This window comes from Mycobacteriales bacterium, from assembly GCA_035690485.1.
In the GTDB taxonomy this organism is placed as follows: domain Bacteria; phylum Actinomycetota; class Actinomycetes; order JAFAQI01; family DASSKL01; genus DASSKL01.
Genome location: DASSKL010000086.1, coordinates 26,029 through 37,710 on the forward strand (window position 1 = coordinate 26,029; position 11,682 = coordinate 37,710).

The 11,682-nt window shown below is 73.4% G+C and carries 11 protein-coding genes; 10 read left to right on the forward strand and 1 reads right to left on the reverse strand.

What is annotated here, in order from left to right:
• Positions 1–2 precede the first annotated feature (2 nt).
• The 3 genes from dapE (at position 3) to VFJ21_13040 (ending at position 2,559) form a co-directional block, all read left to right on the forward strand.
• On the forward strand, positions 3–1,058 hold the full coding sequence (gene dapE / locus VFJ21_13030) for a succinyl-diaminopimelate desuccinylase (protein ID HET7408043.1): 1,056 nt from the start codon (positions 3–5) through the stop codon (positions 1,056–1,058).
• Positions 1,059–1,260: 202 nt separating this feature from the next.
• Complete coding sequence (locus tag VFJ21_13035; protein HET7408044.1) at positions 1,261–1,971, forward strand: TIGR00730 family Rossman fold protein; 711 nt, start codon at positions 1,261–1,263, stop codon at positions 1,969–1,971.
• The gene (locus VFJ21_13040; GenBank protein ID HET7408045.1) at positions 1,972–2,559 is read left to right on the forward strand and encodes a TIGR00730 family Rossman fold protein; all 588 of its coding nucleotides are present in this window, start codon (positions 1,972–1,974) and stop codon (positions 2,557–2,559) included. It begins immediately after the preceding gene.
• A 3-nt stretch (positions 2,560–2,562) separates the two neighbouring features.
• Here VFJ21_13040 and folP read toward each other — a convergent pair whose 3' ends face one another.
• A complete protein-coding gene (gene folP / locus VFJ21_13045) occupies positions 2,563–3,375 on the reverse strand; it encodes a dihydropteroate synthase (protein ID HET7408046.1) in 813 nt (270 codons plus the stop codon).
• A 152-nt stretch (positions 3,376–3,527) separates the two neighbouring features.
• Here folP and VFJ21_13050 point away from each other — a divergent pair, with 152 nt between their 5' ends.
• From VFJ21_13050 to VFJ21_13080, 7 genes are all read left to right on the forward strand, one after another.
• Positions 3,528–3,839, forward strand: a complete 312-nt coding sequence (locus VFJ21_13050) for a DivIVA domain-containing protein (GenBank protein ID HET7408047.1) — start codon at positions 3,528–3,530, stop codon at positions 3,837–3,839.
• The gene (locus tag VFJ21_13055; protein ID HET7408048.1) at positions 3,836–4,381 is read left to right on the forward strand and encodes a DNA-3-methyladenine glycosylase I; all 546 of its coding nucleotides are present in this window, start codon (positions 3,836–3,838) and stop codon (positions 4,379–4,381) included. The genes VFJ21_13050 and VFJ21_13055 overlap by 4 nt, the downstream gene beginning before the upstream one ends.
• A 69-nt stretch (positions 4,382–4,450) precedes the next feature.
• Positions 4,451–5,431 carry a lysylphosphatidylglycerol synthase domain-containing protein gene (locus VFJ21_13060; GenBank protein HET7408049.1) on the forward strand — a complete coding sequence of 327 codons (981 nt, stop codon included), beginning with the start codon at positions 4,451–4,453 and terminating at the stop codon, positions 5,429–5,431.
• A gap of 76 nt (positions 5,432–5,507) precedes the next feature.
• Positions 5,508–7,283, forward strand: a complete 1,776-nt coding sequence (locus VFJ21_13065) for a DUF2142 domain-containing protein (protein HET7408050.1) — start codon at positions 5,508–5,510, stop codon at positions 7,281–7,283.
• Between the two features lie 44 nt (positions 7,284–7,327).
• Positions 7,328–8,407 (forward strand): UDP-N-acetylglucosamine 2-epimerase, encoded by a 1,080-nt coding sequence (locus tag VFJ21_13070; GenBank protein ID HET7408051.1) that lies wholly within the window; start codon positions 7,328–7,330, stop codon positions 8,405–8,407.
• 223 nt (positions 8,408–8,630) lie between these two features.
• Entirely contained in the window at positions 8,631–9,713 is a 1,083-nt protein-coding gene (locus VFJ21_13075) for a polysaccharide pyruvyl transferase family protein (protein HET7408052.1), read from the forward strand.
• Entirely contained in the window at positions 9,710–10,708 is a 999-nt protein-coding gene (locus VFJ21_13080; GenBank protein HET7408053.1) for a glycosyltransferase, read from the forward strand. The genes VFJ21_13075 and VFJ21_13080 overlap by 4 nt, the downstream gene beginning before the upstream one ends.
• The last annotated feature ends 974 nt before the right edge of the window (positions 10,709–11,682 follow it).

The window sequence follows — 11,682 nt, forward strand, 5'->3', positions numbered from 1 at the left end:
CGGTGATCGACCTGCACATGTCGGCGATCGCGCTCACGGCGGCGCTCGTCGACATCCCTTCGGTCTCCGGTTCGGAGTCCCGGCTGGCCGACGAGGTCGAGACGGCCTTGCGTGAGTGCGACCACCTGACCGTGACCCGCGACGGCGACGCGGTCGTCGCGCGCACCACCCTCGGCCGCGACCGCCGGCTGCTGCTCGCCGGCCACCTCGACACCGTCCCGGTCGCCGACAACCTGCCGAGCCGCAGCGACGGCGACCGCATCTACGGCTGCGGCACGTCCGACATGAAGTCCGGGATCGCCGTCATGCTGCGCCTCGCCGCCGGCGTGGGCGACCCCAAGGACGACGTCACCTACGTCTTCTACGACCACGAGGAGACCGACGCCGCGAAGAACGGCCTCGGCCGCCTCACCAAGAACCACCGCGACTGGCTCGACGCCGACCTGGCCCTGCTGATGGAGCCCACCGCCAACCGGGTCGAGGCAGGCTGCCAGGGCACCCTGCGGGTCCTCGTCGCCGTACCCGGCCGCCGCGCCCACAGCGCCCGGTCGTGGCTCGGCGACAACGCGATCCACAAGGCCGGCGACGTGCTGACGCGCCTCGCGTCCTACGACGCCCGCCGGGTCGAGATCGACGGCTGTGAGTTCAGGGAGGGGCTCAACGCCGTCCGCATCGAGGGCGGCGTGTCCGGCAACGTCGTCCCCGACCGCGCGACGATCACCGTCAACTTCCGGTTCGCACCGGACCGCTCCGAGGCGGAGGCGCTCGCGCACGTGGGGGAGCTGCTCGCGCCCTACGAGTGCGTGCTGACCGACTCCGCGCCCGGCGCGCTGCCGGGTCTGGGCCATCCGGCGGTGGCCGACTTCGTGCGGCTGATCGGCGCGGAGCCGGTGGCGAAGCTGGGCTGGACCGACGTGGCGCGTTTCGCCTCCCTCGGCGTACCGGCACTGAACTTCGGGCCGGGTGACCCGAACCTCGCGCACAGCCGCGACGAGTACGTCGAGACCGGCCGGATCACCGAGTGCGAGCGGATGCTGCGCAGCTACCTCGGTGGCTGAGTGGCTCGGCGGGTCCCACCGGTGACGGTGCCGGCGCGGCGCTCAGGGGCCGAGCCGGGCGTGCCTGGGTAGCGTGCGAGCCGTGGATGCCCCGCCCCCGATCGATCCCGACCGGCTGCCCCCGGCGACCGAACGCCTCGAGCAGGACCGTGCGCCGGAGCGCGCCGCCCCGGCACCGGAGAAGCGGCGCGGCCCGGTCACCCTGCGCCGCGGCCAGGTGCAGCCGACGACCACCGACCAGCGGCTGCTGGACACCCGTGGCCCGTCGGACTGGGTGCACACGGACCCGTGGCGGGTCCTGCGGATCCAGTCGGAGTTCGTCGAGGGCTTCGGGATGCTGGCCGAGCTGCCGGCGGCGGTCAGCGTGTTCGGCTCGGCGCGCACCAAGCCCGGGCACCCCGACTACGAGTTGGCGGAGCGGCTGGGCGGGGCGCTGGCGCGGGCCGGCTACCCGGTGATTACCGGCGGCGGCCCGGGGATCATGGAGGCGGTCAACAAGGGCGCCCTGGAGGCCGGGGGCCTCTCGGTCGGGCTCGGTATCGAGCTGCCCTTCGAGCAGGGCATCAACGACTACGTCGACATCGGCATCCACTTCCGCTACTTCTTCGCCCGCAAGACGATGTTCGTGAAGTACGCGATCGGCTTCTGCGTGCTGCCCGGCGGCTTCGGCACGATGGACGAGCTCTTCGAGGCGCTCACGCTGGTCCAGACGAAGAAGGTCACGTCGTTCCCGGTGGTGCTTCTCGGCACGTCCTACTGGGGCGGGCTGGTCGAGTGGCTGCGGCAGTCGATGCTGACCACCGAGAAGGTCGCCCGCGAGGACCTCGACCTGATCACGCTGACGGACGACCCCGACGAGGCGGTGCGGGTGATCCGGAAGGCCGAGCGCGAGCACCCGTCGGCGAGGTCCTGAGTGGCGTCGATCTGTGTGTTCTGCGCCTCCAGCGAGGCGATCCCGCACCGCTACATCGAGCTCGCCGCGCAGGTCGGCACCGAGCTGGCCCGCCGCGGGCACTCGCTCGTGACCGGGGGCGGCTCGGTCTCGTGCATGGGTGCGGTGGCCCGGGCCGCCCGGGCCGGCGGGGCGCGCACGGTCGGTGTGATCCCCCGGGCGCTGCTCGACAAGGAGGTCGCCGACCACGAGAGCGACGAGCTCGTGATCTCCGAGGACATGCGCCGCCGCAAGGGGGAGATGGACCGCCGGTCCGACGCCTTTCTCACCTTGCCGGGCGGGATCGGCACGCTGGAGGAGCTCACCGAGGTCTGGGTGGCCCACACGCTGCGCATGCACGTCAAGCCGGTCGTCGTGCTCGATCCCGACGGGCTGTTCGACCCGTTGCGCGAGCAGGTGACCCGGCTGGTCGACCTGGGCTTCGCGCGGGCCTCGGTCTGGGGCGCCGTGTCGTGGGTCCACTCGGTCGACGACGCGTTCGCCGCACTCGAGGGGCCGGCGCCCACGCTGCCGCCCGCGCCGGCCGAGATCCTCGAGGCCGAGCCCTGAGGCTCAGGCGAGGCCACGGCGGTTCAGCGCCGGCTCCCGGTCGCCCTTGATGGTCGCGACCATGTCGAGACACTGCTTGGTGGCCACCACGTCGTGGGCCCGGAAGATCCGCGCCCCGAGCCACGCGCTCACCGCGGTGGTCGCGAGCGTGCCGGTCAGCCGCTCATCGACCGGCAGGTCGAGCGTCTCGCCCACGAAGTCCTTGCGCGACAGCGCGACCAACACCGGCCAGCCGGTCGCCACCAGCTCGTCGAGGCGACGTGTCACGAGCAGCGAGTGGCGGGTGTTCTTCCCGAAGTCGTGACCCGGGTCGATGATCACCGCGTCCGGCCGGACCCCCGCTGCCACCGCCCGCTCGGCCATCGCGGTCAGCGTCGCGACCACGTCGGCGACGACGTCGGCGTACGCCGCGCGATGTGGGTCGGTCCGCGGCGGCAGGTGCCCGGCGTGCGTGCAGACCAGTCCGACGCCCGCGGCGGCCACGACCGCCGGCAGCTCCGGGTCGGGACCTTCCCACGCGTCGTTGATCAGGTCGGCGCCGGCCTCGATGCAGGCCGAGGCCACCGACGCCCGCCAGGTGTCGACGCTGATCACGACGTCGGGGTGGGCGGCCCGCACCGCGGCGACGACGTCGACGACCCGGGCGATCTCCTCGGCAACGCCGACCTCCGCGCCCTGGCCGGCCTTCACCCCGCCGATGTCCACGATGCCCGCGCCGGCGGCGACCGCCCGTGACGCCGCCTCGACGGCGGCCCCGAGCGCGAACGTCGCTCCCTTGTCGAAGAAGGAGTCCGGCGTGCGGTTGACGATCGCCATCACGACCGGCTCGCGGACGGCGAACTCGCGGCGCCCGAGCCGCAGCGGCCCGGGAGAGCGGCCGCGGTCACCGGGCCCGATCTCGCCGACCGGGTCGGGCGGCTCGGGCCGCATCGCCTGCTCGGACGGTTCGTGCATGACACCATCGAAGCGTGCTCGCGGTCGGGATCCTCGTGGCGGTCCTCGTCGTGGGTGCCATCGTCGTGGTGGCGGTCGGCCGCGGCGACGTGATGGCCGACGCGCCGCCCGACCGGCCCGACCCGGGGCTGCCCGACCACCGGCCGATCGCCGCGGCCGACCTGCCCCGGCTGCGCTTCTCGATGGGCCTGCGCGGCTACCGCATGAACGAGGTCGACGCCGCGCTCGAGCGCATCGGCTCCGCGATGGCCGGCCTCGAGCAGGAGGTCGCCGAGCTGCGGGTCCTCGCCCGGCGCACGCCTCCCGCCAAGCCGCCGACCCCGTGAGCCTCGTCGACGGGCGCTGCCCGTGGGCGACCACCCCCGACTACGTCGTCTACCACGACGAGGAGTGGGGCCGGCCGCTGCACGGCGACGACGCGATGTTCGAACGGCTCGCGCTCGAGGCGTTCCAGTCCGGGTTGTCGTGGCTGACGATCCTGCGCAAGCGGCCGGCCTTCCGGGCGGCGTTCGACGGCTTCTCGATCGCGAAGGTCGCGGCGTACGACGACTCCGACACGGCCCGCCTGCTGGCCGACGCCGGCATCATCCGCAACCGGGCGAAGATCGAGGCGGCGATCGCCAACGCGCGGGTCGCGGCCGAGCAGCCGGAGGGGTTGTCGGCCCTGCTCTGGTCGTTCGCGCCGACAGGCCGCCAGGCGGTGCGGCGTACGGTCGCCGACATCCCCGCCGTGAGCGCCGAGTCGACGGCGATGGCGAAGGAGCTCAAGCGGCGCGGATTCCGGTTCGTCGGGCCGACGACCGCCTACGCGCTCATGCAGGCGACCGGCATGGTCAACGACCACCTCGCGGGGTGCGTCGCCCGCTGAGGCGATCGCCGGTCGGCTCGCCGGTTGCGTCGCCGGCTGGCGACCGGTTGCGCGCCCTACCCTCGACCGGTGAGCGTGCCCGCCCCCCAGCCGGAGGTCGACTCGGCGACCCCGCCGGCCCCGACGCCGGCACGGCCGTCGCGGCGCGACACGCTCCTGACCCTCGGCCGGCGGCTCTACGCGGTCGCGATGGTCGGCCTGCTGATCTTCGTGCTGGTCGACAAGCGCGACGACCTGGTGCGGGTGGCGAGCGGCGCGCGGCCGTGGGTGCTGGTCGCGGTGTGCGTGACGACGTTCGGGCAGCTCGCGATCTCGAGCGCGTTCTGGTCGAGCGCGCTGCGCGGGTGGGGCTCGCCGGTCGGCTGGCCGGCCTGCTTCGACGCCACGCTCGCCAGCGCACCGACCCGCTACCTGCCGGGCGGCATCTGGTACGCCGTCGGCCGCGTGGCCATCCTCCGCCGGCGCGGCGCCCGCACCTCGACCCTCAGCGCGGTCGCCGCGCTGGAGATGGTGCTCGTGCCGGTCGTCGGCTTCGCGCTCGGCGGGCTGATGGTCGCGGCCGCGGCGGGCGACGCTCCACTGACCGCGCCCGGGCTGATCGCGGCGGTCGTGGTCCTGGCGGCGGTCAGCTCGCCGCCGGCGGTCAACCTCGCGCTGCGGCTGCTCGCCCGCTGGCGTGGCACGACCCACGAGCCGCTGACCTGGGCGCTGCACCTGCGGCTGGTCGGCTGGACGGTCGCGGTGTGGATCTTCCAGGCGTTCAACTTCGCGCTCTACCTGATCGCGTTCCCCAACGTGCACGTCGGCGGGCCGGTCGAGGTCGCGGGCGCCTACATGATCGCCTGGGGGGTGGGCTGGCTGGCGATCTTCGCGCCGCAGGGGCTCGGCGTGTTCGAGGCCACGCTGACCACGATCCTGGTCGGCCACACCGCGGCCGGGCTGGCGCTGGTCGTGGGCGGCTACCGGGCGGTGATCGCCGTACGCGACGCCATCGGCTACGCCGGCGCGCTGCTCGCGCGCCGCGTGCACCCCCTGCCGGAACCCTCGTGATCACCGAAAACCCTTCGGCGAGCGACCGAGCGGCTGCCCGGATGATGGGGCAACCCGTGCGAGCATGGCTCACGCCATGAGCCAGCCGTCTCGCGCCGCCTTCCGCTGGCGCGATCTCGTCGTCGGGGTGCCGCTGGCGGTGTGGCTGGTGACGGTCACGTTCGGGGCGGTGCTCGCCGCGTGGACCGTGCTGACCCCGGCCTACCAGGCGCCTGACGAGCCCAACCACGTCGACCGCGTGATCGCCACCGCGCACGGGCACGTGCTGATCCCGCCGAAGAGCCGGCACACCGGCATCGGGATCGTGCGTTCCGAACACGTCGCCGGCGTCCCGAGCTGCTGCCCTCCGCCGGCCGGTCAGCCGCTCGAGCTCGACGAGGCCCCGCCCCACGACCGGCGGCCGAGCATCGCCTCGCTCGGCGGCGGCGCCCAGCAGCCGGGCACCGACGTCAACCAGATCACCGCCCACCCGCCGCTCTACTACCTGTGGGAAGGTGCGATCGCCAAGGCGCTGCCCGACTCCTGGCCCTACGACAAGACGCTGGAGGGGCTGCGGTTCGCGAGCCTGCTGCTGGTGGTTCCGCTGCCCCTGCTGACCTACGCCGCCGCGCGCCGGCTCGCCGGTCCCGGCCCGGTCCCCGTCACGGCGGCGGTCCTGCCCCTGGCCATCCCGATGCTCGGCCACCTCGGCGCGTCGGTCACGAACGACTCGCTGCTCGTCCTGCTCGGCGGGCTGCTGACCGTGCTCACGGCCTACGTCGCCACCGGCGACACCTCGCGGCGTACCGCCGCCTGGACCGGGGTGGTGCTGGCGGCTGCTCTGCTGACCAAGGCGTTCGGCTTCATCGGGTTCTTCGGGGTGGCCATGGCCTACGCCGTCGCCTGGGCGCGTGCACTGCGGGCCCGGAAGCCCGAAGCCGCGCCGCCCGGCCCGGCGGCACGGGCGCGTGCGGCGCTCGCGGGCACCGGCCGGCACGCGGCCGAGCGGGTCTCCGGGCGGGTCGGGCTCGCCGGGCGCAGCCCGCTCGTCGGGCGGGCACCGCTCGGTGGCGCGATCATCGCGATCGGGCTCGGCGTGCTGGGCGGCGGGTGGTACTGGGCGCGCAACGCCGTCGTCTACGGCGCCGTGCAGCCCGACGGGGGCGCCTACGTCCCGCCGCCGGCGCCGCCGAGCTGGCACCCGAGCTTCTGGGGCTACTTCTTCCACGGCTACCCGTCGCGGCTGATGACGAGCTTCTTCGGCAACTTCGGCTGGCTGGCCGACCCGCTCCCCGGGGCCGTCGTGGCCGCGTCGGTGGCGGTGCTCCTGCTCGGGATAACCCTCTCGTTCAGGTTCAGACCTACGCGTGAACGGCCCTGGTCCTGGGCCGACGTGGCCGTGGTCGTGCTGCCGGCGTTCCTGCTCTTCTGGTCGGTCGGCTGGCAGGGCTGGCAGGGCTGGCGGCTGCGCGAGTCGATCGGGGCGGACCAGGGCCGCTACCTCTACTTCGGGTTGGCCGGCCTGCTGGTCGCCGTGGCGCTCGGCCTGTCGCGGCTGCCGCGGCCGGCCCGCCGGTGGGTGCCGCTGGGTGCGTACGCCGTGGCGGCGGCCTACCAGGCGTACGCCGCGCTCGACGTGCTCGACTTCTTCTGGGGGCCGCGGGCCAGCGACCTGGCCTACCAGATCCGCAACGCGGTCGCCTGGTCGGTGTGGAGCGGCTCCGAGCTCGCCGCTCTGGCCGGGCTGGCCACGGTGGTCGCGCTCTTCACGGCGTTCGCGCTCTGCCTTCCGGGCGAGCGGCCGGCGGGGCCACCGCGTCTTCATGATCGTGGGCGGTTGAGCCAGGCCCTGTCCGTCACGAGCCGCTCGTGATCACGCGAGGGCCACGCAATCGGCCGGCGGCTGACGGGCTCCACGTGTTCCTGGGCACCCAGGCCGAGATCATCAAGACCGCGCCGCTGATGCGGCTCATGGACGCCCGGGGGGTGCCCTATCGGTTCATCGAGGCCGGGCAGCACGGCGCGCTGTCCGGCGAGCTGCGCGCCGAGCTCGGCGTACGCGCCCCCGACTTCAGCCTCGGCCACGGCACCGACGCGCAGACGATTCCGCAGGCGCTGCGCTGGGCGACCGGGCTCGTGGCCCAGCTGCCGGCCGGGGCGAGGCTGCGGCGTGAGGTCTTCGGTGGGCGCGGCGGCATCTGCGTCGTCCACGGCGACACCCCGTCGACGCTGCTCTCGACGCTCATGGCCCGCCGGGCCGGGCTGCGGGTCGCGCACATCGAGGCGGGGCTGCGCTCGCACCGGCTGCTGCACCCGTTCCCCGAGGAGATGATCCGGCTCGCGGTCATGCGCCTCGCCAACCTGCTGTTCGCGCCCGACGACGTGACCGTCGCCAACCTGACCGCGCTGCGCGTCCGCGGCGAGATCGTCCCGATCGGCGCCAACACGATGGTCGAGGCGCTGCGCTTCGCCGCGGGAGACACCGCCGTCGAGGGCGACGGTCCGGTGATCGTGACCCTGCACCGGGTCGAGAACCTCCACCAGCGCCGCCGCGTCGACCAGCTCGTCGAGGTCGTCGGCAAGATCGCGGCCGAGCGGCCGCTGATCTGGTTCCTGCACGGCCCGACCCGCCAGGCGTTCGCCCGCTACGGAGTCGACCTCAAGTTGAGGTCGATGGGCATCGACGCCCGACCGCTGGCGTCGCACGGGGAGTTCGCGAAGCTCCTGTGCCGCGCGCCGTACGTCATCACCGACGGCGGCAGCATGCAGGAGGAGTGCGCGGCGCTCGGCGTGCCGGTGCTGCTCTGGCGGCTCGAGACCGAGCGCACCGACGGGCTGGGCGCCAATGTGGTCGTCTCCCGCTACGACCCGGCGACCGTCGCGGCGTTCCTGGCCGACCCGCAGCGCTGGCGCCGGGAGCCCGCGCCGATGACCGCGAAGCCCTCGGAGCGGATCCTCGACGTGCTGCTCGACCGCCTCGCCGCACCGGCCCCGTGACATCGGCCTCGTCAGCCGGGGCGCGCAGGCGCGTCAGCCTGGCTGGTCCGCCCCCATTCCGCGACTTGTCCGGCGTTGAGGGGGTCCCAGAGGCCCTTTCAGGCCCCTTGCTGGCGGACAAGTGCGGAAGATCGGATCCCCGGACGTCGGGGAGATCGGATCGCCGGACGTCGGGGAGGTCGGCTCAGTCGGCGAGATCGGCTCAGCCGGCGGGATCGGCCTCGTGAGCGGGCCGCGGGTGCTTGTCGCGGCCTGGGTGGGCTCGACCAACCTCGGCGACGAGCTCGTGTTCGCTGGGCTCACCCGCCTGCTGCGCGAGCGGGGCGCCGAGATCACCGCGCTGAGCGTCGACCCCGAAGGCACCAGAGCGAGCCACGGCGTCGAGGCCGTCTCTGCGCACGACCCGCGGGCGGTCTGGGCGGCGGTCGGCCGCGCTGACGCGGTCGTCCTCGGCGGCGGGGGCCTGCTGCAGGACGAGACCAGCCCGTTCAACCTGCCCTACCACCTGATGCGGGTGGCCCTGGCGCGCGCGCGACGCACCCCCTACGCCGGGGTGGGCCTCGGCGCCGGCCGCCTGACCACCCGAACCGGCCAGGCCATGGTCCGCGCCGCGATGCGCCACGCCGTCGCCGTGAGCGTGCGCGACGAGGACTCGGCGGACCTGCTGGAGAGCATCGGCCTACGCCGACCCGCGGTCGCCGCCGACCTCGCGTTCGCCCTTCCGTCGCCGGACGTCGCGGCGCGGGACCGGCTGGTGGTCTGCCTGCGTCCGTGGGCCGGCAAGCGGGGCGTCAAGCCCGCCGCGTGGGCCGCCCCCCACACGCCGAGCGAGTGGCTCGACGGCACGGCCTGCGCGCTCGACGAGGCCGCCCGGAGAACGGGCCTCGCGCCCCACTTCGTGGCGCTGCAGGCCGACTGGGACGGCCCGCTGCACGAGCAGGTGGCCACCCGGATGAGCAGCGAGGCCACCTTCGCCACCCCGGCGGTGCACGAGGTCACCAGTGAGATCGCCACGGGTCGATTCGTCGTCTCCACCCGGTTCCACGGCGGTGTCGCGGCGGCGCTCGCCGGCCGGCCCGCGGTGCTGATCGGCTACTCCCCGAAGGTCGAGAGCCTGGCCCGCGACCTCGGCGACGGCGCCCGGCTGCTGCCCTGGACCCCGCAAGGCCCTGAGGGGCTCAGCGAGGCCATCGGGCAGCTCAGCGAGTCCGGCGTACGAGCCGCCGCCGACCGGCTGCGGCGGCGACAGGCCGGCAACGCGGCAGCCGTGGATGCGCTGCTCGAGCGGGTATCCTCGCCGCGATGACCGACACCGCGGCCCGAGTGGCGGTCCTCGTCCCCTGCCGCGACGAGGCCGCGACCGTCGCGCAGGTCGTCTTCGACTTCCAGCACGCGCTGCCGGGTGCGGTCGTCTACGTCTACGACAACGCCTCGGCCGACGACACCGGCGCCCGGGCGAAGGCGGCCGGCGCCGTCGTACGCCGCGAGATGCGCCCCGGCAAGGGCACGGTCGTGCGCCGGATGTTCGCCGACATCGACGCCGACATCTACGTGCTGGTCGACGGCGACGGCACCTACGACGCCGACGCCGCGCCGGGCATGATCCGGATGCTGGTCGAGGACCAGCTCGACATGGTCGTCGGCGTACGACGGGAGAGCGAGGAGGACGCCTACCGCAACGGCCACCGGCTGGGCAACGCGTTCTTCAGCCGGCTCCTGCGGATGCTGTTCGGCGGGGTGTTCGCCGACGTGTTCAGCGGCTACCGGGTGATGAGCCGGCGGCTGGTCAAGTCCTTCCCGGTCGCGTCGGGCGGTTTCGAGATCGAGACCGAGCTGACGGCGCACGCGCTCGACGTGCGGGCGGCGTGCGCGGAGATGCCCACGGTCTACCGCTCGCGGCCGGAGGGCTCGGAGAGCAAGCTGCGCACGTGGCGCGACGGCTGGCGGATCATGATGGCCGCGGTCGTCTTCTACAAGGAGCTTCGGCCGTTCCGGTTCTTCGGGCTGGTGGCGATGCTGCTGACCGCGCTGGCGATCGCGCTCGGCGTCCCGGTGATCGCGGAGTTCGTGCGCACGGGGCTGGTGCCGCAGATGCCGACCGCGATCCTCGCCGCGGCGATCCAGGTCGCGGCCGTGGTCGCCGGCACCTCGGGCGTGGTGCTCGACTCGATCGGCCGCGGCCGCCGCGAGACGAAGCTGCTGACCTACCTCTCGCTGCCCAGCGCGGCCGACCTGGTCGTGCCGGGGGTCAGCGAGCGGCCGGCGAACCTGAAGGTCGCCGGCGGTTCCGGCGGCTCCTGACCCGCGTCGCGCACACCTGATCTCCTGGCTGCACAAAGTGTTGATCGACTGTCCGGTTTGCCCCGTTTCAGACGCTCAGCCGGCAACCACAACTGCAACCAGAAGATCGTTGTGGAGGTCTCGGGATCGCTGGGTCAGTCGGCCAGCAGGGCGACGAGACGCGCACGATCTGCTGGTGCTGGTGGGTAGGGCTGGGCGACATCACGAACCGGCCGTCGATGTACTCGCCACGGGCCTCCCCGCCGAGGCTCTCGTAGTCGGCCCAGGACAGCGGGCGCCCCACCGGAGCCTGCGCGGAGATCACCGCCGCCTCCTCTGCGGTCGACGGCCAGCGTACGACGGAAGCGCGAACAACTCCGGTGGTAACGGATCGGTCACGGAAGCGAACCGATCGTGTGTAACGGGCGTCTCACCCGGGTAGCGGGGGCTTCGAGATCGCCGCAAACCGGACGATAAGGTAGCAACAGCAGGCCTTGCGCCTGGTGAGCGGCTCTCGGTAGCGTCCGCCAGTGGCGGTGTGGATCTACGACACGCCGTTGCCAGCGGATGCCACTGAGGGTGGGGGACGCGTCGTGGACGCTAAGGTCACGATCTCGGGCGGTAGGTGGCGTTTGTGCGCGGCTTACCGTTCAGCAAGATCACCCTGATTCGAGGAACTCTCTCGTGGTCGGGTGAAACGATCGGACGGTCGGCCGCGATGTACGGGCTGGATCCGGAGCAGCCCATGCGTTGCGGCTGTGGTGGGTGTCCTGCCGCCGGACGGTCATTTGCAAGGCACGAGCACGAAAGACGTGCTCGACGGTAAAGGTCTTAGGAGGCCTTCGTATGACAGGAGCCAGCCGGCCCTCTGTGAGGGTAGGCAAGCGGACGCTGGCGGCGTTCGCAGCGGGCTCGATCGCCGTCCCCCTCAGCTTCGGCTTGATGGGTGGCACCGCGTTCGCAGCCGCGCAAGGCAGCAGCACGCCGCCTGCGCC

Bases quoted from the DNA above. Each gene is read 5' to 3' on its own strand.
- VFJ21_13065 (HET7408050.1), top strand. From the start codon at position 5,508: ATGAGCCAGCCGTCTCGCGCCGCCTTCCGCTGGCGCGATCTCGTCGTC.
- folP (HET7408046.1), bottom strand. From the start codon at position 3,375: ATGGCGATCGTCAACCGCACGCCGGACTCCTTCTTCGACAAGGGAGCG.
- VFJ21_13080 (HET7408053.1), top strand. From the start codon at position 9,710: ATGACCGACACCGCGGCCCGAGTGGCGGTCCTCGTCCCCTGCCGCGAC.